15 protein-coding genes are annotated in these 20,909 nt (G+C 33.4%); 2 read left to right on the top strand and 13 right to left on the bottom strand.

What is annotated here, in order from left to right:
• Positions 1-3 precede the first annotated feature (3 nt).
• From can to DMB65_RS01425, 3 genes are all read right to left on the bottom strand, one after another.
• Entirely contained in the window at positions 4-639 is a 636-nt protein-coding gene (can, locus tag DMB65_RS01435; RefSeq protein ID WP_110304888.1) for a carbonate dehydratase, read from the bottom strand.
• 117 nt (positions 640-756) lie between these two features.
• On the bottom strand, positions 757-2,409 hold the full coding sequence (locus DMB65_RS01430) for a SulP family inorganic anion transporter (RefSeq protein ID WP_110304887.1): 1,653 nt from the start codon (positions 2,407-2,409) through the stop codon (positions 757-759).
• Between the two features lie 79 nt (positions 2,410-2,488).
• A complete protein-coding gene (locus tag DMB65_RS01425; protein WP_230470576.1) occupies positions 2,489-2,773 on the bottom strand; it encodes a hypothetical protein in 285 nt (94 codons plus the stop codon).
• Positions 2,774-3,490: 717 nt separating this feature from the next.
• On the opposite strand from DMB65_RS01425, the gene DMB65_RS01415 reads away from it, so the two are divergent.
• Positions 3,491-4,432 carry a LysR substrate-binding domain-containing protein gene (locus tag DMB65_RS01415; RefSeq protein ID WP_110304885.1) on the top strand — a complete coding sequence of 314 codons (942 nt, stop codon included), beginning with the start codon at positions 3,491-3,493 and terminating at the stop codon, positions 4,430-4,432.
• 97 nt (positions 4,433-4,529) lie between these two features.
• Here DMB65_RS01415 and DMB65_RS01410 read toward each other — a convergent pair whose 3' ends face one another.
• The 10 genes from DMB65_RS01410 to DMB65_RS01365 all read right to left on the bottom strand — a co-directional run bounded on the left by DMB65_RS01410 (position 4,530) and on the right by DMB65_RS01365 (position 19,392).
• Positions 4,530-5,273, bottom strand: a complete 744-nt coding sequence (locus DMB65_RS01410) for a rhamnogalacturonan acetylesterase (protein ID WP_110304884.1) — start codon at positions 5,271-5,273, stop codon at positions 4,530-4,532.
• Between the two features lie 25 nt (positions 5,274-5,298).
• On the bottom strand, positions 5,299-6,648 hold the full coding sequence (locus tag DMB65_RS01405; RefSeq protein WP_110304883.1) for a glycoside hydrolase family 28 protein: 1,350 nt from the start codon (positions 6,646-6,648) through the stop codon (positions 5,299-5,301).
• Between the two features lie 62 nt (positions 6,649-6,710).
• Complete coding sequence (gene pelA / locus DMB65_RS01400; RefSeq protein ID WP_110304882.1) at positions 6,711-7,811, bottom strand: pectate lyase; 1,101 nt, start codon at positions 7,809-7,811, stop codon at positions 6,711-6,713.
• Between the two features lie 35 nt (positions 7,812-7,846).
• Positions 7,847-9,478, bottom strand: coding sequence for a glycoside hydrolase family 43 protein (locus DMB65_RS01395; protein ID WP_110304881.1), 1,632 nt, complete (start codon positions 9,476-9,478; stop codon positions 7,847-7,849).
• Between the two features lie 15 nt (positions 9,479-9,493).
• Positions 9,494-10,726: a glycoside hydrolase family 88/105 protein gene (locus tag DMB65_RS01390; RefSeq protein WP_110304880.1), complete on the bottom strand. Its 1,233-nt coding sequence runs from the start codon at positions 10,724-10,726 to the stop codon at positions 9,494-9,496.
• A 28-nt stretch (positions 10,727-10,754) separates the two neighbouring features.
• On the bottom strand, positions 10,755-11,966 hold the full coding sequence (locus DMB65_RS01385; RefSeq protein WP_110304879.1) for a glycoside hydrolase family 88/105 protein: 1,212 nt from the start codon (positions 11,964-11,966) through the stop codon (positions 10,755-10,757).
• Between the two features lie 89 nt (positions 11,967-12,055).
• On the bottom strand, positions 12,056-12,991 hold the full coding sequence (locus DMB65_RS01380) for an alpha/beta hydrolase (RefSeq protein ID WP_110304878.1): 936 nt from the start codon (positions 12,989-12,991) through the stop codon (positions 12,056-12,058).
• Positions 12,992-13,090: 99 nt separating this feature from the next.
• Positions 13,091-14,782, bottom strand: coding sequence for a RagB/SusD family nutrient uptake outer membrane protein (locus DMB65_RS01375; RefSeq protein WP_110304877.1), 1,692 nt, complete (start codon positions 14,780-14,782; stop codon positions 13,091-13,093).
• Positions 14,783-14,792: 10 nt separating this feature from the next.
• Positions 14,793-17,888 (bottom strand): SusC/RagA family TonB-linked outer membrane protein, encoded by a 3,096-nt coding sequence (locus DMB65_RS01370; RefSeq protein WP_230470571.1) that lies wholly within the window; start codon positions 17,886-17,888, stop codon positions 14,793-14,795.
• Between the two features lie 64 nt (positions 17,889-17,952).
• Positions 17,953-19,392 carry a glycoside hydrolase family 28 protein gene (locus DMB65_RS01365; protein WP_110304875.1) on the bottom strand — a complete coding sequence of 480 codons (1,440 nt, stop codon included), beginning with the start codon at positions 19,390-19,392 and terminating at the stop codon, positions 17,953-17,955.
• A 284-nt stretch (positions 19,393-19,676) separates the two neighbouring features.
• Here DMB65_RS01365 and DMB65_RS01360 point away from each other — a divergent pair, with 284 nt between their 5' ends.
• Positions 19,677-20,705: a LacI family DNA-binding transcriptional regulator gene (locus DMB65_RS01360; protein ID WP_110304874.1), complete on the top strand. Its 1,029-nt coding sequence runs from the start codon at positions 19,677-19,679 to the stop codon at positions 20,703-20,705.
• The last annotated feature ends 204 nt before the right edge of the window (positions 20,706-20,909 follow it).

Below are 20,909 nucleotides of genomic sequence, written 5' to 3'. Positions count from 1 at the left end.
TTCTTAAAGATCTAACTGATAAACCTGATCTAGTTCATCATTTGAACTGATTGTTACATTCAAATCCGTAACAAAACCTGAGTTCAATCCATAAACCCAACCGTGAATCATTAATTCCTGACCACTTTTCCACGCTCCCTGAACAATTGAGGTCTTAGCAAGGTTATACACCTGTTCTTTAGCATTGATTTCAACAAAAGTATTAAAACGTGCATCTTCATCCTCAATAGAATTCAGATATTTATCATGCAAACGGTATTCATCCTTAATATGACGAAGCCAGTTATCGATAATTCCAACAGACTGGTTGCCCATCGCTGCCTTAACACCGCCACAACCATAGTGTCCACAAACAATAACATGCTTTACTTTTAAAACATTAACCGCATAATCAAGAACACTTAGCATATTCATATCTGAATGAACTACCATGTTTGCAATATTCCTATGTACAAAAACTTCGCCCGGTTTAGCACCAATAATTTCATTTGCAGGAACACGGCTGTCAGAACATCCAATCCATAACAATGGCGGGGTTTGCCCCTTTGCTAAATCTGCAAAATAATTAGGGTCTTTTGCTAGTGAATCTTCGACCCATTTTTTGTTATTTTCAAGTATCTGTTTATAAAATTCTATCATTATTTTTTGTTTTTGAATGTATTGATGTGTGGTAAAGATTCTATAAGAACTCCTGTAAAATTAGGTAAATTTTAAGGTTACGCACTCTTTAGAAATACATTAATTACTTAATTTGTTTTAAAATTTTTCTTTTACCTGCTCTTTTTTCACTAATACCCTCTTAGCTACATCATAATAATGTTCAATAGAAACATGATTATTATTATCAGGAGTATTTTCTAGTTCGTAAGCTTCTTTAAAACCTTTAAGTTTTACCTTGATATTTTCATCAATTGCACGAGTTTCTTTAAATTCTCTGATTAAATCCAACACATCATGTGCAATATATTCGGTATCATGTGCATTGATGATAACTTTAGAGTTTTCAGGAATATCATTTAAAGTTTGTTTTATAGCTGCCTTATTCAAAAATGAAACTTCCTGAGCTAAATCGATGTGGATTATATCTCCATCTTCGTATTCTTCTTTTTTGAAAATATAAGCTCTTTTTAAGTTTCCTCTTAAAACAAAGATGATGCTAATAATAATTCCGATACCAACTCCCCAAAGCAAATCAATAAAAACCACAAAAAATAAAGTTGCAATAAATGGTATAAATTGATAAACCTTATCTTTTTTCCAGAAATGTAAAATGGTTGCTGGTTTTGCTAATTTATATCCCACCAAAATCAAAACAGTAGCCAAAGTCGCTAATGGAATCTTGTTTAAAATGGCCGGAATAGCTAACACACTTATTAACAAAAGTATTCCATGAATAATTGCCGACATTTTAGATTTTGCCCCTGCATTATTGTTTGCCGATGATCGAACCACAACTGATGTCATGGGTAAACCTCCTAAAAGAGAACTCACTATATTACCAATTCCTTGCGCCTTAAGTTCGACATTAGTATCAGTGTAGCGTTTTTGAACATCCATTCGATCCGATGCCTCAATACACAAAAGTGTTTCGATTGAAGCTACAATGGCAATTGTTCCTCCAGTAAGCCAAACCTTTCCCTGAGTAATCGCAGTAAAATCAGGCATTATCAGAATTGATTTAAATTCTTCAAAAGACTTTGGAACCGGTAATGAAACCAAATGTTCTTTCGCGATTGCAAGCGAACTTCCTGACGAAGTAAAGATTTCGTTTAAAACTACTCCAAGAATAACAGCAACAAGAGCTCCCGGAACCAATTTTAATCTCTTTAGGAAAGGAACTTTATCCCAGGAAATCAATATAAATAATGATACTAACGAAATTACGACAGCTCCTAACTGAATATGATTAATTACGTCGAATAAAAACGAAAATGAATTACTCCCGTCATTTTGAATAAAAGCCTGATCGCCTTCAAAATCTGCATCATAACCAAAAGCATGTGGGATTTGCTTGAGAATAATAATAATTCCAATACCCGCAAGCATTCCTTCGATTACATTGGTTGGAAAATAATTCGATATACTTCCGGCTTTTAAAAATCCTAATGCTAATTGAATTAATCCTGCAATGAATACCGACAGCAAAAACACATCAAAAGCACCAAAATCAGTAATTGCTGTTAAAATAATTGCTGTTAAACCTGCAGCAGGCCCTGAAACACTAATATGTGACTGGCTTAAAGAACCTATGACTATACCACCTATAACACCCGCAATAATTCCAGAAAATAACGGCGCACCTGAAGCCATTGCAATACCTAAGCACAATGGAAGAGCCACCAAAAAAACCACTAAACCTGAAGCAAAATCAGACTTAAGGTTGGCAAAAAGATTGATTTTTTTTGTCATAATACAATACTAAAAAATTATTCATTAAAGATTTACCACATTTAAAGAAATGCGGTTTAATTTCAAATAATCGGAAGTATCATATCAGGTTGGGAGGTGGAGCAAATATGCTTGGTGAAATATTGTCCAGTTTTACAATATTTTCAGATATAATTGTTTTTTTCTCTATACGAAGAGGCTCTAAAACCTCATGCTCCATAATCATAGCATGTACTGCTGCCTTAAATTCTTTATGAGCCTGTTCTTCTTCAGAAAAGTTGATAGTAATAGTTGCATTATTACTTTTCTTTATCGCCTGAACAATTGTTGGGGTCGATAAGAAAGCAATAAATATAAATAATAATATTCTGGCTTTTAACTTCATCAAAGCAAAAATAGCGTTAAACAAATAAAATCAAAGCGGGTAGTTAAAATTTTTATAGAAATTTAACATAAACAAAAAAGCGGAATATTGATTAAAAAACATACAGCTCCTTATTTCACTAACAAACAACTCATTAAAGTAAATCATCGAGCTACGCATTCATCATCCAGATGTTTTTTTTCTGTTCTGAAATTAAGTAACTCGTCTTAGCATTTGTACCTTTGTCGTTAATTTCACCCGATTTATTTAAAATTTCAAGTTCCATTTTTAGCAAATCAGAAAGAGAATTCAAAATTAACTGAAAAGCCTTTCATTCTTTGAAATATTCTTTCCAACCGTCAGTTTGTTGTTGTTTTGTAATCATCGAAAGCATTAAAATTATTCTTTGTATCCTTAAAGACCCTTTTTGGTATTCTATCCTTTTTAAATTCAGAACCAGTGTACAATTCTTCAAATCTCACATGTAAATCGAAGAGTCTTTTTTCACGGACATCCCAGTTAATTTCTCTTAGATTTTGATAATAAAGCTGAAAGTCAGACAGCAATATATTTTATTCTCTAACCAGTAAATCTGATTCTTTAATTTGGTAAACCTAAAATATTTGTTTTCATTTTTCATTAATTTTGTAGTATTTTTTAGAAATTGAAACAACTTCATCAAAAAAAACATAGTTAAAAATTATATTTCCTTATTTTTGCATCACAAAATACTATTAGATGACTATCACACAATTACAATATGTTTTGGCAGTAGCTGAACATAAGAATTTCACACTAGCAGCAGAAAAATGTTTCGTGACACAGCCCACGTTAAGCATGCAGATACAGAAAATTGAAGAAGAACTTAATATTTTAATTTTCGACAGGAGCAAAAAACCGATACAGCTTACAGATATCGGTCAGAAAATTGTAAATCAGGCTAAAAATATTGTAAACGAAGCAAATCGTATTCAGGATATTGTTGAGCAGCAAAAAGGTTTTATTGGAGGTGAATTTCGTTTAGGGATTATTCCAACGATCATGCCTACCCTTTTGCCTATGTTTTTAAATAATTTTATAAAAAAATATCCTAAAGTAAAGCTTTTGATTGAAGAATTAAATACGGATGAAATTATTGTAAAGCTAAAAAATGGTCATTTGGATGCTGCTATAGCCGCTACACCTCTTGAAGATGAAAAAATCAAGGAAATTGTATTGTATTTTGAACCATTTGTAGCTTATATACCAGAACATCATTCGAGCTTCCAAAAAGAAGAAATCGAAGTTTCTGATTTGAATATCAATGAAATTTTGCTTTTACAAGACGGACATTGTTTTAGAGACGGGATTTTGAATTTATGCAAAAATGGGACAGATATTGAGCAAAACAATTTTCAGATTCAAAGCGGCAGTTTTGAAACCTTAATAAAACTGGCAGATGAAGGTTTGGGCACAACATTACTTCCGTACTTGCATACTATGGATTTAAAGGATTCTGACAAATTAAAACTTCGCAATTTCAAAGAACCAAAACCGGCGCGTGAGGTTAGCTTAATTTACCCGAAGAGTGAATTAAAAATTCAGATTATAGATGCTTTAAGAAGTACGATTGCCGGAGTTGTAAAGGGCGCTATTGTTTTTCAGAATGTTCAAATTATTAGTCCTTTACAAAAAAAATAATCCCTGAAAAATTTGATTTTTTTTAAACTAAAAATCGTATCCGAACTATTAAAAAAGCTATTCGGATACGATTTTTTTATGATACTCACATCGATGGTTATTTAATTCCTTTTTTTAGTTTTTCAAGAGATGGATCATCCAAAAGTTTTATCTGATTAACCACTATTTCTGCAATTTCTGTTGCACCTTTTAATGAAAGATGTGTATCGTCATCTTTATCCTCTTTATAATATGGATTTTCTCCTGCTTTGAAATGCAAATGCAGCTGTTTTGATTTTTCAGGTCCATAAGATTGTTCTAATAATTCGGTATAATATTCTAAATCAATAAACGGAACGTTATATTCCTGTGCAACTAATCTTGTTTCTAAAGGATAATCTCCATGCGTACCAATTAACACCCCTTTTTCATTAAAATTTCTTCTTGCAATTGAACTCAGTAAAATTGGAATTGCACCCTTTGCACGCGTCTCTTTAACAAAACGAATCAAATTATGTCTGTATGCTGTATGAGGATTTGTGTAACGTAATGAATCCATATTTTTTGCATCATTATGACCAAACTCAATAAAAACATAATCTCCTTTTTTCAAATTCTGATATACGGCATCCCATTGTTTTTCTGCGATAAAACTTTTGGTACTTCTACCATTTAAAGCTCTATTATCTACAATGATATTCTCTTTAAAAAATGGCTGTAATACCTGAGCCCAACCATGCTCTGGATTTTTATCCGGATCTTTTTTGTTTGCCATTGTTGAATCTCCAATGGTATAAACAGTTGTTTTTTGTGCAAAACAAGTGACTGAAATCAACCAAAGAATTAAAATATAATATTTCATTTTTTATTATTTATTATTTATTGAACTATTTTGCTGCTGAAGGAATGGTAGCTTTCTCTCCAATGAAAACTTCATTTAAAATTACATTCTCAGCATTTGTGCTGGATATGGCATTTTTAGCCGATTTGATTTCGATATTGTTTAAAGAAATATTCTTGATCTTTTTATCTGCGAATCCCTCTATAACGATTCCTGATGCTGATGCTTTGTTACACGTAATATCAGAAAAAGAAACATTTGATATTTCAGACTGAAACCCTTTGCCTTCTCCGTGATAATTAGCTGTTATATAAAGACAATCTTCTACTTCGTCTAATTGGATATTTCGAACAAAAACATTTTTTATGAAACCACCTCTGTCTGCATTGGTTTTTAAATAAATCCCTCTTTTTAAATATCCTACTGTTTTGCAGTTTTCAACAAACACATTTTGTACTCCGGCAGACATTTCACTTCCAATTACCACTCCATGAAGTCCTTTAAAATTACAGTTTCTAACAACAATGTTTTCACTTGGAGTAGCTGTATGAGCTCTTCCTTCATGATCTCTTCCTGCTTTTATTGCAACGTTATCGTCGCCATTATTAAAAGTTACATTTTCGATCAAAACATTTTTGGCATATTCAGGATCTATTCCGTCATTGTTGTAATTTAATGATTTATAACTTATCCCTCTAATTGTGATACTTTCTGATTTTAGCAAATGCAAACACCAAAAAGGAGAATTCTCAATACGAACATTTTCAACCAAGATGTTCTTACAGTTAAAAAACTGAATCATTTGCGGACGCAAAAAGTAGCCTGTTCCAAATTTTCTATCTTTTAAAGGGACATTATCATGATTCATTTCACGACTCAGCTCTTTGCCTTTTCCTTCTTGTGCTTTAAAACTCTTCCAGGTCCTGCCTCCTTCTCCATCAATTGTTCCTTCACCAGTTAAAGCAATATTTGTACAATCGTATGCATAAATTAACGGACTGTAATTATAAAGCATTGTACCTTCCCAGCTGGTTAAAACCATTGGCAAATAATCTTCAGGAGTATCACTAAATTTGATTTTGGCTCCTTTTTCAAGCTTTAAATTGACATTGCTAGTGAAGTGAACAGGTCCCTTAAGAAAATAAACTCCTTTTGGCACTACAATGGTGCCTCCATTATTCTTTTTACACAATGCCATCGCTTTGTCAAAAAAAGGCTTAGAATTCGAAATCGAATCTCCTTTGGCTCCCAGTTTTACTACGTTAATCTGAAAAGACGGGAATTTTGGCAATTGTATGGCGTTCACTATTGAATCTACCTTTGCTGTTGGAAATTGATTATTCTGAGCAAAAGCAAAAGTGGTAAACGACAGAATTAAAAAAAGCCTGATATTCATATTTTTTATTTTAAAAGAATAGTGTTCAACAAAGAAATCAGATCTAATTAATGTTTAGAGAATTATTCTGTCTCACTTCTTTCAACATCATTCTTTTTAGCCCATTTTTTATATTTTTTCAAAACTTCTTTTGGCTCATTTGAATACCAGGAATAACCGTTTCTTCTTTCTTCTCCAATATCGGTTATATATTTCTTTTTAATTCCGTCACGGTCACAAAAGAATGCTTCGTTCGTATCAAGTTCAGCAAATCTTGGCCAAATTGGTGCAACATCCTCCATTGGATACATTTTTTTACCAATCACTTTTCCATTTTCATCATAAATGCGTTCTTCCTTAAGATTTGTAATTTTTGTTTTTTCAAACCAATCATAAGCACTTTTAACAGCCGTTTTGATTTCAGGTGAGGGATTATCAACAGACATTAGAAACAAAGTTACTTTAGCTGATTCTTTTCCGCTTAATGAAGCAAGCTCATAAGCTCTGGCATCTGCCGGAGCAAAAGTAACTTCGTCATGTTGTGCACACCAAACTGTCAGAACGCCATTCTGTTTGTATTGTGTTTTTAAAATACACTCAATTCCTTTGTTAACTGCAATTTTGGCTTTATCAACAACTTCCTTTGATGGTTTAATACTGTAATATGGTGTTTCATTTGCTATTTCCTTCAATACATTCAAAACATCCACCATTGAATTATCATTATAGGTGATGTGTGAATAATACCCTTTTTTCAACGGAAAATACTGAGGCCACCCTCCATTAGGATATTGCGCTGAGAGTAAATAATCAATTGCTCTTAAAAATGAATCTTTATATCTTTCATCATTAGTCTGCGCATACATTTTAGATACAAAAAGTATTTCCTGTGTAGTAGCTCTGTTGTCAATTGTACAATCTTTTCCTGAAGATTTTAGTGCCAATAATTTCGCTTTCTCTTCTTCGGTCAATTCATTCAACATCGGAATATTTTTTGGCCAACCACCTATATCTCTTTGGTATAGCAGGACATTTTCGCCTATTTTCTTCCCTTCCTCAGAGCCAAACCATGCGGAGTAACTTTTTACGATTAAATCCGGCCATTTTTTTGCTTTTTCCTGCGCATTAATATAACAGCTGGTTATGAGTAAAAGTAATAGTGCTGTCTTTTTAAGTTGATTCATTTAATTGGATAATTTAGTTATTTAATTATTTAGTTTTAGTTAGTTATTCTGAACCAGTCTATCGCAACACTTCCTGCATCATTTATAAATCCTTCTCGAAGTGCAAGAAATCCTACTTTAGCACCAATCCATTTGCCTTCCCTGGCTGTAAAACTACTACCAACGGGGTTGAATTTTTGTCCGTCTTCACTATAGAAAAAATTACAAATTCCACCTTGTTTTACTTTTACCTGCAGGAATATTGTTTTATCATTTACCGGAATTCTCGTACTCTCAGACTCTACACCTTTTTTATCAGCCTTTAAAGCTGTTTTTTGTGAAAGATACAATTTCCCCTCTTCTTGTTTCAAACATAAAAAACTATAATCCAGTCCCATAATTACCAATCCTGTATATTCACCGTCAAATCTGGAATTGAATGTAATTTTTGTTGTAGCTGTAAACTCATTCGCAGGTAACTTTTGTAAAAGCAGATTTGGAACATCAAACAGATTATTATAATCCTTTGGAACAGGAATACAATTTAAATTATAATATCCCATAGAAGTAGGAAGTCCCCAGGTTATTTGCGGATTTGCATGCCACTGCCATTGAAGTCCAAGCTGGGGCGCATCAAATTCATCACTGTCCGGAGGTGTTGCAATTGGATATGTTTTTTTACCTACATTTGGTTTTTTATACACCATAACTGGTTCCCCAATACCATCATTATTTTCATCATTTCCAATCACCGGCCAATCATTCTTCCATTTCATTGGCTGCAAATGAACTACCCTTCCGTAAGCAAACTGATCCTGAAAATGAATAAACCAGTCCTCACCCGTTTGTGTCTGAACCCAGGCTCCCTGATGAGGGCCATTTACAGTTGATTTTCCCTGATCCATTACTTTCCTCTTTTCATAAGGTCCAAAAACGTTTTTAGATCTCATAACAGTTTGCCACCCTGTAGCAACTCCTCCTGCCGGAGCAAATATGTAATAATAACCATTTCGTTTGTAAAACTTTGGGCCTTCAATGGTCGCTTCATCTTTATGACCGTCAATTACCATAATGTCATCATTATTTGCAGATAAGCCATCAGGATTCATTGAACAGACTGTCAAAACACTTTTTATACCAGCCCTGCTTCCTGCAAATGCATAACCTAAATATGCTTTACCATCTTCATCCCATAATGGAGTTGGATCGATTAAGCCCTTGCCTTCTTTAACCATAACGGGTTCTGACCACGGACCTTGTGCTTTTTTGGCTTTAACAACATAAATTCCAAAATCGGGATCAGGGTAATAAATATAAAATTCATTGTTATGAAAACGAATACAAGGAGCCCAGACTCCGTTACCGTGCTGGACTTTATTGTAAACTTCTAAAGGTTTTTGTTTCGAGAGTGCATATCCAATTAATTTCCAGTTTACTAAATCCTTTGAATGAAGAATAGGCAATCCCGGAATACAATTGAATGATGAAGCTGTCATATAATAGTCATCATCTACCCTGATAGCATCTGGATCTGAATAATCAGCATATAAAACAGGGTTTTTATAAGTCCCGTCACCCTGATCAGAAACCCAGACTTTCGAAAAATTATTTTCGTTCTTTTCCTGTGCTGTTAAATTTTGTATTATCGTACAGCAAATCAAAAGAGATGTTATTTTTATAAATTTCATTTGAAGATATTCTACTTATCTGTTTAATTCTAATGCAGCTAATATAAATGGCCCTGTAGCCTTCGGATCATTATCTTTCTTTTTTTCATTCACATAATATTCATACGAACCATCTCTGTATGGATTTCCTCCAAGTCCTGCTACCTGACAAGCCTGAGTTAGTGTGATTGTTCCATCAGCATCAACTTTTATTAATTGAGTTGTCAATCCGTCAAAAGCTTTGTTGGCTATTTTTTTGAATTTTGCAGGCAAATAGCCTTTGTTTACACCTTTTGCAAATGCATAAGCAAACATTGAGGAACCAGAAGCTTCCAGATAATTTCCTTCTTTACCCATTTTATCTGTTACCTGATACCACAAACCGGATTTATCCTGAAATTTCGCTAAACTTTCCGATACATTGTTCAAATACCCAACCAGTTCTTTTTGTTTTGGATGCTCTTTTGGAAAATAATCCAAAGCATCAACCAAAGCCATTACATACCAGCCTAAAGCCCTTGACCAGAAGTTTGGTGAATTTCCGGTTTCTTTATCGGCCCATGGCATTTGTTTACTTTCATCCCAACCGTGATATAATAAGCCTGTTACCGGATCGGTTGCGTGCAATTGAATTTGTTCGAACTGATGTGCAACATCGTCAAGATTTTTTCCGTTTTCAAAAGTTGCTGTATACTGGGCATAAAAAGGCTCACCCATATACAAACCGTCTAACCACATTTGGTTAGGATAGATTTTTTTATGCCAAAATCCTCCCGATTGTGTTCTTGGGTGCTCTGTTAATTGCTGACGCAATAATTGCATTGCTTTTAAATATTTCTCATCTTTTGTTTTGTCATAAGCATTAAACAGCAAACGACCGGCAACAATCATATCAATATTGTGTTTTTCTATTTCATACGTTTTTATTTTACCATCATTTTGAATCAATGCATCTAAATATCCCTGCACATAAGAGGCGTATCTTGCATCTGGATTCTTTTTATATAATTGCTCGAATGAATATAAAACAAGACCATGAACATAGTCCCATTTCGGAGCCTGTGAATCGTCAATCTGCCAGGATTCCGGATGACGCTTCATTAGGGTTAAAGCCATTTTATCAGACCACTTTAAATCTTTTGAAATTATAGTTTGATTTTGTAAATCAGCAGTTTTTAATGGTTTTGGAGAAGCCGTTTTACAACTAAAAAATGTGAATGAAACCAAAAGCGCCGTGACTTTTAAAGTGTTTAGTGTGTTCTTTAACATAGTAATTTATTTTGACTTTATTGAAATTCTATTTATCTAATTCTATTGCTGCAAGCAGAAAAGCACCTAATCCGTGAGAATTGTCGGTTACAATTTTTTCGTTCATGTAATATTCAAAAGAACCATCCCTGTATGGATTTCCGCCTAATCCTGCACTACCGCATACCTGAACCATGTGTATTTCTCCATTTTCATCTGCCGTAATAACCTTCTTTATTAATCCATTAAATCCTTTATTGGCCACTTTTTCAAATTTCGCAGGCAAATAACCATTATGAACTCCTTTGGCAAGAAAATATACTAACATTGAAGAACCTGAAGATTCTAAATAATTTCCTTTTTGATTTTGTAAATTCGGAATTTGATACCATAAACCGGATTTGTGCTGATATTTAGCTATTGCAGCAGCTAATTCATTCAAGTATCCAATCAATTCATTTCGTTTTGGATGGTCTTTTGGAAAATAATCTAATGCATCTACTAATGCCATGCCATACCAGCCAAGTGCTCTTAACCAGATATGAGGAGCTGTCCCCGTTTCCTTATTAGCCCATGCCATTTGTTTGCTTTCATCCCATGCATGAAAATATAAATCCGTTTTTCTATCAAATGTATGTTTGTGAAGGAGCTCAAATTGATGGGCAACATCATTTAATTTTTCTCCTCCCTCAAATTCAGCTGTATATCTTGCATAAAAAGGCTCTCCCATATAAAGTCCGTCCAGCCACATTTGATTCGGATAGATTTTTTTATGCCAAAAACCACCGGATTGTGTTCTTGGATAGTCATCAAAATTACTTCTTAATATTTTTATAGCTGTCAGGTATTTTTCTTGTTTTGTTTTAACATACAAATCAAAAAGTATTTTTCCGGCATTTATATTATCAAGACTATGATTTTTTGGATCAAACTTTTTAATCACACCAGTTTCATCTATAAAAACATCAGCGTATCCTTTGACATAATCATAATATTTAGGATCGTTTGTCTTGCCATATAATTTTTGATAAGCAGTCAGAATCATACCAATTTTATAATCCCATTTTGGTACCTCGTGCTTATCAATTTTCCATGCCTCAGGATATCTTTTAATTATTGACAAAGCCATTCTTTCTGACCATTTTAATTTATCAGAAATAATCCGATTCTGATCAACATCCTGAGCAATTGTTTTACCACAACAAAAAAGTAACATTACAATTACTTTTTTATAGAAATTATTTTTTGGTAAAAATATCATGTTTGTTATTATTTAATTTTCGTTTTTTGCTCTAATTGCTTTTAGTTAACGAGTTAAAAGACTTCTCAGAATATTCTTTTTTTATTAAATTATTTTAAAACTTTATCTAAAAACTGCGTCGTATAAAAAACAGTTTCACTAAACCAGGGGTTAAAAAACCAAAATGAATGAGGCGAATCTTTAATTGTATGAACTTCGTTATAAATGTTGTTCTGATTTAAAATCGCAATCATATCATCTCTTCCGGCATGAAACCGGGGAACACTACTGTTTATAAATACTATTGGTGGTGTATTTTTATCAGTATGTGTCAAAGCAGAAGCATTTTTCCAATTTTCAGGATTTTCTGCTACGGTCCCTTTTAGCCAGAAAGCTGCCATTTCACCCTCAGAAGATTCCGGATGTTTAAAAGCTAAAACGCCGTCTATATTGATAATTGCATTTACTTTAGATGACGATTTACTATTATTCTGAGCATCATTAAAAGCTGAATTTCCATTTGTAGTACCAGTCAAAGCAGCCATTTGACCTCCTGAAGAGCATCCTAAAACAGCAATTTTGTCTGGATCTACATTGAATTTTCCGGCATTATCTTTTATAAACTTAATTGCATTTTTAACATCATAAACGCCTTCTGGATATTTAGCTTCAAGAGACAATCTGTATTCTATTGCAAAACAGGAATAGCCTTTTGAAGCAATTTCCTGTGCCATTGTTTTCATCTGACTCTTATTTCCTGATCTCCAGCCTCCACCATGAATCATGATTACAGCAGGGTTTCTTTTTTTTGCTGTGTTAAAGAAAGCATCGAAATGCAAAGCTCTGTTTTTATCCTGATTATAAACCACATCACTAATTTTTTTGACATTTTTGTTTTTTGTCTCTTCAGCTATTCTTATAAAAGGATATTTTTTTATTAGTTTAGTGTAGCTACTTTTTATAGTATATGAGGTGTCTATTCTATACTGACTTTGAGCTAGCATCCAATAGAAAACGAATACTGATATTAACACTATTTTTCTCATTTGACTATATTGTTTTATTTAAGAAAGGAGTTTGGCAAATTGCCAAACTCCTTTTTAAAACTAACTCAAAAACAATGTTTTATTTAACACTTAAATGAATTAATATGCCGGATTTTGTGGGAAATTTTTATTTTGATTTAAGTCAAGAGCTAATTGAGGAATTGGTCTCAATATTTTCTTCTCACCATTTTTGCCATCAAAATTAGCAGCAGATTTGATTGTATAATTATACATTGAAGCTCTTACAATAAGAGTTCCTGTACGTTTCAAATCAAACCATCTTGTGTATTCCCCTAATAATTCTCTTCCTCTTTCATCAAGAATATAATCGATGTTGAACTGACCAGCAGTAGCATTGGCAACACCAGCCCGTCTGCGTACTTCGTTTAATCTAGCCAATCCAGTTGTAGGATCGCCTGCTTTTAAATAGGCCTCAGCAGCAATTAAATATGTTTCAGCTAAACGAGCTACCATAATGTCTCTCGTACTTACATTTCCTGTAGTTATAGGTGTAGTAGGAGTTGGATCGTCAAATTTCTTAACTGGTATAGTACCACAATCATTGGCTTTGTCTGGAGATGATGGATCATAAGTCCCCCATGCATGGTACTTATAGTTTGATGATTTTCTTATAGACGCTTCATAAGCAATTTTGTCAGCTGCGGTAAACCATTTTGGTTCGTAGAAATGTCTAACTTTTAAGTTTACATCTGTAGGCGAAATTGATTTGTCATAGTACGGAACATATAAAACGATTTTACCATCAGAAGGTCTCTTATATTCATAGATTTCGGTCATAAAAGTAGCAGCCCATCTTGTGTCTCCTTTTTCGTATAATCCCAATGCGTAAGCAGTCGGACATAAAGTGTAGCTTCTTAAAGGAGCACCATTTGTTTCAGCTCCACCTAAGTAAGGACCAAAATAATAGAATTGATTGTTCCCTAATGAAGTAGGACTTGTACTAGTTGAACTTAAATCATATTGAATTGAAAATAGTACCTCTGCATTCAAGTCATTATTTGCATTTGGTGAAATAGATATTTTAAACAAATCCGCAAAAGGCAAATTTAAAGCTTGCCCGGCAATAGCAGCATCAGCATATGCAGCAGCAGTTGCAAAATCTGTTGATTTTCCAAAAGTTTCATAACCTCTTGTTAGATATACTTTAGCAAGTAAATCATTTACAGCTCTTTTGTTTATTTTTCCGGAACTAGTATAAGAAGTTGTTCCTACAGCAACTAAAGATTCTTCAAGATCTTTGATGATATGATTATATACTTCTTCAGCAGTATTTCTATTGAAGGATAATACAGAACTGGTAATATGCTCATCTACAATCGGAACTCCTCCGTAGGTTTGTACCAACAAGAAATACGCTTGAGCTCTAATAAATTTAGCTTCACCAACGAGTAGAGGAACATCAGTGTTTTGTTCAGTTAAAGTTGAATAATAGATGGTTTTGTTTACCGATTGAATTGTTTGGTAACAACTCTGATATAATTGTTCAACAAATTGTGAATCTGGGATTAATTGTATGTACTGACTTAATCCTGCTGGTTCAGCATTTCTTCCTTCGGCATACATGTCGGTTCCAGCACAAAATAACCAAGGAGCACCGCCATATATATTTTTAAGACTAGCATAATTAGAATTAACTAATAGTTTAAAACCTGAAACTGTTTTATAAGTTGCATCAGCTGGAACGTTAGAAAGACTTTCTTCTTCGATATAATCGTTGCATGAGGTAAACAAAGCAGCGAAGAGGCCTAATAATATTATAGTTTTTTTCATTTTCTTAAGATTAAAATTTAGCACTTATACCTAATTGTGTTGTAACAGAAGCTGGACGGTTTACTCCAAAAGAAGAAGAAGCCCATTCTGGATCGTATCCATCAAAATCAGTAAATACAAATGGATCCAATACATTTATATAAAGTCTAAGATTGCTCATTTTTATTTTTTTAAGTAGCTCTGAATTAAATGTATATCCTAAAGAGATATTTTTGATTTTTACATAATCAACTTCCCTATAATAAGCCATTCCTGAGCTCCAAAATGCACCTGCACCTGTTGCTACTGGCCCCGGACGTGGATTTGTATTATTGGCATTTGCAGGAAGTCCTGCACCATTGGTAGGTACGAAGTATTCCATAGCTATTTTTTGGAATGACCTACCGCTTACATCTGCAAAATTTTGATGGAATGTACTAAGTACTGTTTGCCCTTGGCTGGTAAGTATAGAGAAATTAAAATCGAATTGTCCTATATTTAATTTTGAATACATACTTCCCTGCCATTCAGGGTTAGCATTACCAATTACTGTTCTGTCTTTTGCATCAAATTTACCATCGCCATTTAAATCTTTTATTTTAGCCTGGCCAGGAGCCATACTGTATTTAGCAGCTTCAGTTGCTTCACTTTCCTGCCAAACACCATCATAAATATAATTATAGTTAGGGTTTAATTCAGATCCTAAAATTAATTTATTTCCAATATCACTTACCTGATCTTGGTTGTATATTGATTCCAAGCTGTTTACGTTTTTAGTAAAAGTAAAAGTAGTTTCCCATGTAACAAGACTAGATTGTATGTTTTTCGTAGTTAATCCTACCTCAATTCCTTTGTTACTTACCGATCCAACATTAGAATAAGTATTATTCCAACCTGTTTCATAAGGTAATTTTTGTAAGTAAATTAATTTATCGGATAAACGATCGTAAACATCAACAGAACCTGTAATTCTATTATTTAAGAAACCAAAATCAAGACCTAAGTTAAGCTCTCTGGTTTTTTCCCAAGTCAAATCAGTATTGGCTAAGTTTTTAGATTGCCACCCAGGAACAACATTACTTCCATTAGCATAGAATGTTTGTTGGTCCAATAGTGCTTGAGAAGTATAAGGAGCTACATTGTCATTTCCAGTATAACCAAAACTAGCACGTAATTTTAAGTTAGAAACGCTACTGCTATTTGCTAAAAATGATTCTTTACTAATGTTCCAACCTAATGCTACAGAAGGGAAACTTTCCCATTTGTTTCCTTCAGCCAAAACTGAAGATCCATCCCAGCGAACAGATGCTGTTAGCAAATATTTGTCTTTGTACCCGTAGTTTACACGAGCAGCATATGAATTTAAAGTGTTTTTAGCATAAGCCGACGTAATTTGATAACTTGTTTGCACTCCAGAACCCATATTGTTCGATTCAACATTAAAAGGTTGATTGTTAGAATACATGTATTGGTTTTCATCGACATTAGAGTAGAAACTTTGTAGTAAAAGCCCACTTACAGCATGGTCTTCATTGAAAGTGTATTTCATATCAATTTGGTTATCCCATGTATAGTTGAAGTTTTGTATGTTTCTTACAGAAGCTGAATTTTTATTAGTTAATTGTACGCCTGCTTCAGTTTGAGCAGTGTAAGCAGTGCTATTTTTGCCATTAAGGATTCCTGCAGCAAATGTTGTCTTGAATGATAACCATTTTAAAGCTTGGTATTGGAAATATACATTTCCGATAGTTTGCCAGCTTTTTTCAGTCTGTGACGAATTAGCAATTTCCATTAGAGGATTCACTACACTGGTTTTATTTATAGCAAATGATCCATTAGGATAAGTCAGTTTTCCAGGTTGAAAAAATAAAGTACCTACTAACTCTTGTCCATTTGCATCAACAGCCCATGGTGACATAAGCGGATTTATTCTAAATGCATTTTGCATTGCTAAGTCACTTCCGAGTTCTGTTTCTACTCGTGCAACGGTAAGATTGGCACCTGTTGAAAATTTATCATTTATTTTATGGTTAACACCTAATTTGAAAGAGTATTTGTCCATAGAATCTTTATCGATTAGACCTTCATCGTTTTGAATACCGAAGCCTAAATTGTAAGATAAGCCATTATCTCCACGACCAGATAAGTTAATGTAATTGTTGGCTGTCATACCTGGTTGAAGTACGGCGTCATACCAATCAAAATTATAACCGCTGTTAGCTCTTGAAAGTAAAAGTGCATTTTGATTTGGTGTAAGTAATACTGATGATGCAAGTTGTGCCGGCGTTTGAGTTAAAGGAGTAGCGCTCAAAAAGGCAGCTTGGTGATATGCCCACCATTCAGCTCCTGTCATCATTTTTGGTAATCTTACAGCTGTTTTGGTTCCGTAAGAAGATTCCAAAGATATGCTTACACCACTTTTAGCAGTTGTTCCACTTTTTGTTGTAATAATGATAACCCCGCTAGCTCCTCTAGAACCGTAAATTGCTGCAGAAGAGGCGTCTTTCAATACATCCATACGAGCAATATCTTGTGGGTTCAAAAAGTCAATATTATCTGTTGGTACACCATCTACCACATATAGAGGAGTCGCATCAGATAATAAAGAGTTTTTTCCTCTAATTACTACATTATATCCATCTCCAGCCCGACCAGTACTAGAAGTAATTTGTACCCCAGGAGTGCTTCCTTGAATAGCTTCTAATGGATTGGTTGAATTTCTTTCAGTAATTGTAGCAGCACTTATGGTACTAATAGAACCAGTAACATCAGATTTTTTTGCAGTACCGTATCCAACTACAACAACTTCAGTAAGTGTGTTTGATTCTTCTGTAAGACTGACATTCACTTTCGATTTTCCGGCAACACTCACTTCCTGAGTCTTAAATCCTAAATAGCTAATTACTAAAATCGCTTTGCTGTTTGAAACAGTTATTTTAAAACTCCCCTCAAAATCTGTTGATGTACCGTTTTTAGTTCCCTTTTCCACAACATTCACCCCAGGCAGGGAAAGCCCGGTAGCATCAGTTATTTTACCTTCAATCGTATTGGATTGTCCTGATTGAGCATTCATAGTAATGCTCAACAGAAAATTAAGAAAAAATAAAAATACGAGATTGTATTTCATTCTTTTTTTTAATAATTGCTTAATATTCATAATTTTATTTTAATGGTTAATTGATAGTTAATTTTTAGTTTTTAATTGATTCTACTTTTTTGTCATTGATATAGGTATTTATAAAATTAAAATTCTTAATATTTTTCAATAGGTAAATGGAGTCCGCCTTTTCGATAACCACATTATTCAGTGTTATGTTTTCGACTGGAGATTCTTTATATCCTTCGGCCCAAACCCCATATTTTCCCGCTTTTTTTACTTTTACATTCTCTAAACTTACATTTCTGATAACCGGAATAAAGTTTCCTGTCTGAGAACCATATACATTATAAAACATGTTCAATTTCAGTACACATTCTTTAACGGTTCCTACTTCCAGATTTCTCACATAAACATGTTCAATTGTCCCACCTCGTTTAGAATTTGTCTTAATACGAATCGCTCTGTCCAGATTTGGACTATCCATAACACAATTTTCAACAAATACATTATTTACTCCTGCAGATATTTCGCTGCCAATTACCACTCCTCCATGCCCATCAATCATTTTGCAATTCTGCACAATAATATTTTTACTCGGTATTGCTACTCTTCTTCCGTCAGCATCCCTTCCTGACTTTATAGCTATACAATCATCCCCGGTATTAAATACACAGTTTTTAATAATTATATTTTGCGAATATTCAGGATCGCAGCCATCGTTATTTGGACCATGACTATTTATTGTAACCCCGTCTATAATAATATTATTAGATTTGATTGGATGTAAAATCCAAAAAGGCGCATTGATGATCTTAACATCTTTTATTAAAACGGTATTACATTCAAAGAATTCAATAAAATTAGGCCGCAAGTAACGCCCTTCTCCAAAAACTCTTTCTGCAACTGGCACGCCTTTTTCTGCCATATCAACCAAAACCTCACGATTTTCAGGATCATTTTGAGAGGGAACCCCTTTTTGCCAGCCATAACTTTTACCTCCTGACCATGCCCACCAGTTACTGTTATTTGCCTGACCATTCAGAGTACCTTTACCTGTTATCGCTACATTGGTTTTGTTTTTGGCATAAATAAGAGGTGAATAATTCATCAATTCTGTTCCTTCAAACGAGGTATGAACTACAGGGTAATCTTTCGGATTTGTGCTAAAAAATATTTCAGCACCTTCCTCCAGATGTAAATTTACATTACTCTCTAAATGAATAGGTCCGGTCAGGAACTTCCCACTTGGTACAATAACTTTTCCACCGCCATTATTAGCACAAAATTTTATTGCCTTTTCAAAAGCGACTGAATTAAATGTCACTCCATCTGCAACAGCACCAAAATCTTTTATATTAAAATTTTTATCCAAAAATCTCACCTGAGGAACACTCTCTTCAATTAAGCTCATTCTTTCCCATGGATTATCGATCGTCTTTTCTAACGTCTTACCACCACAAGACATAAAAAACACAATACAAGCCACTATTAAAAACACCAAATTCTTGTTTAAAGCCTTATATACTTCCATTTTGTACTACTTCTATTTCAGAATTAAGATTTTATTAACTATGTAATCGATTACACGAAAGTAAAAAAATAGATTGAATTCAACAAATTAATTTATCAAAAATTTACAAATATCTTTTTTATTATAATTTAAATTACATTTACAATAAAAAATAACATATATTTTTATTATAGCTAAATCTTTATTTGGCAATTAAAAGATTTTTGGTAATCGATAACATTTTATATTGGAATATCCAAAAAAAATGTATTTTTGTGTTAAAATAATCAAAATATTTTTTTTGAATGAGTGAAAAAATAACCATTTATGATATTGCAAAAAAACTAAATATCACTGCTGCTACGGTTTCAAGAGCTTTAAATAACAATCCTAAAATAAAGGAAAGCACAAAACAATTAGTCTTAGAGACTGCTTCTTTAATGAACTACAAGCAAAACAAATTAGCTTTAGCGTTGAAAAGTGGCAGAAGCAATAACATTGGTGTAATCGTTCCCCGAATAGACAGTAATTTTTTTGCATCTGTAATCAGAGGGATCGAAGAAGAACTATATCCTCATGGTTATCAGGTTATCATTTGCCAGACTCATGAAAATCCAAAAAGGGAAAGCGAGAATCTATATACCCTAATTGATGCACAGGTAGATGGTATTTTAATGTCTGTTACTGATGTTAATAATGAAAATGATGATGCATTTCATAACGTCCTAAAAAAAAATGTACCACTCATATTTTTTGACAGAAGTAAACACATAGATGGTGTAAGTTCTGTAACAATAAATGATTTTAAGGGAGGATACATTGCAACTAAACAATTAATTAATCAGGGCTGCAAGTGCATAGCACATCTTTCCGGAGATCAATCTCTGGAAATTTTCAAAAATCGTTTCCTGGGGTATAAACAGGCATTATTAGACAACGGAATTACATTTAACGAAAAGTATGTTATTCAGTCTAAAAGTAGTGTAGATGCAGGAAAAAAGGCAATTGATATGCTATTAGAACTTGATTCACCTCCAGATGCCATATTTTCTTCGAGCGACTTTGCTGCCTTGGGAGTTATTCAGGAATTAAAAGAAAGAAATATTGCCATTCCGGATGATTTTTGTGTAGCAGGCTTTAGCAACGAACCCTTTACTAAGTTTATGGAATTATCTATAACTTCTGTTGACCAGTCACCTCTCGAAATGGGAAGAATGGCTGCTCGTGTTTTCCTTGAACAAGTTGAAAAAACAGACACCATAAAAATCGAAAAAAAGGTAGTCCTTGCGCCAGAATTACATATTCGTAAATCTTCAACAAGAAAAAACTCTTAATATATCATTAACTAATTATAGTTTTAGCCTATCATCAGATTTATGAAAGTACAAAACATAAAAAAAATGAAATTTCTTATTTTATCTTCTTCCAATTTAATCAATTAAATGTGCTTTTTTCATTTATTTATTTTTTAGCATCAATTGCATTTATCGAAAAATTAGAAACTTTATATTTCTATTCTTACACGATAATTAAAATTA

Origin of the sequence: Flavobacterium cheongpyeongense (assembly GCF_003202435.1) — a bacterium.
Classification (GTDB): domain Bacteria; phylum Bacteroidota; class Bacteroidia; order Flavobacteriales; family Flavobacteriaceae; genus Flavobacterium; species Flavobacterium cheongpyeongense.
The sequence above is the reverse complement of the archived record's forward strand: the minus strand, read 5'-3'. Positions and strand labels throughout refer to the sequence as shown.

Coding starts and splice junctions, on each gene's coding strand:
- can (WP_110304888.1), bottom strand. CDS start 639: ATGATAGAATTTTATAAACAGATACTTGAAAATAACAAAAAATGGGTC.
- DMB65_RS01430 (WP_110304887.1), bottom strand. CDS start 2,409: ATGACAAAAAAAATCAATCTTTTTGCCAACCTTAAGTCTGATTTTGCT.
- DMB65_RS01425 (WP_230470576.1), bottom strand. CDS start 2,773: ATGAAGTTAAAAGCCAGAATATTATTATTTATATTTATTGCTTTCTTA.
- DMB65_RS01415 (WP_110304885.1), top strand. CDS start 3,491: ATGACTATCACACAATTACAATATGTTTTGGCAGTAGCTGAACATAAG.
- DMB65_RS01410 (WP_110304884.1), bottom strand. CDS start 5,273: ATGAAATATTATATTTTAATTCTTTGGTTGATTTCAGTCACTTGTTTT.
- DMB65_RS01405 (WP_110304883.1), bottom strand. CDS start 6,648: ATGAATATCAGGCTTTTTTTAATTCTGTCGTTTACCACTTTTGCTTTT.
- pelA (WP_110304882.1), bottom strand. CDS start 7,811: ATGAATCAACTTAAAAAGACAGCACTATTACTTTTACTCATAACCAGC.
- DMB65_RS01395 (WP_110304881.1), bottom strand. CDS start 9,478: ATGAAATTTATAAAAATAACATCTCTTTTGATTTGCTGTACGATAATA.
- DMB65_RS01390 (WP_110304880.1), bottom strand. CDS start 10,726: ATGTTAAAGAACACACTAAACACTTTAAAAGTCACGGCGCTTTTGGTT.
- DMB65_RS01385 (WP_110304879.1), bottom strand. CDS start 11,966: ATGATATTTTTACCAAAAAATAATTTCTATAAAAAAGTAATTGTAATG.
- DMB65_RS01380 (WP_110304878.1), bottom strand. CDS start 12,991: ATGAGAAAAATAGTGTTAATATCAGTATTCGTTTTCTATTGGATGCTA.
- DMB65_RS01375 (WP_110304877.1), bottom strand. CDS start 14,782: ATGAAAAAAACTATAATATTATTAGGCCTCTTCGCTGCTTTGTTTACC.
- DMB65_RS01370 (WP_230470571.1), bottom strand. CDS start 17,888: ATGAAATACAATCTCGTATTTTTATTTTTTCTTAATTTTCTGTTGAGC.
- DMB65_RS01365 (WP_110304875.1), bottom strand. CDS start 19,392: ATGGAAGTATATAAGGCTTTAAACAAGAATTTGGTGTTTTTAATAGTG.
- DMB65_RS01360 (WP_110304874.1), top strand. CDS start 19,677: ATGAGTGAAAAAATAACCATTTATGATATTGCAAAAAAACTAAATATC.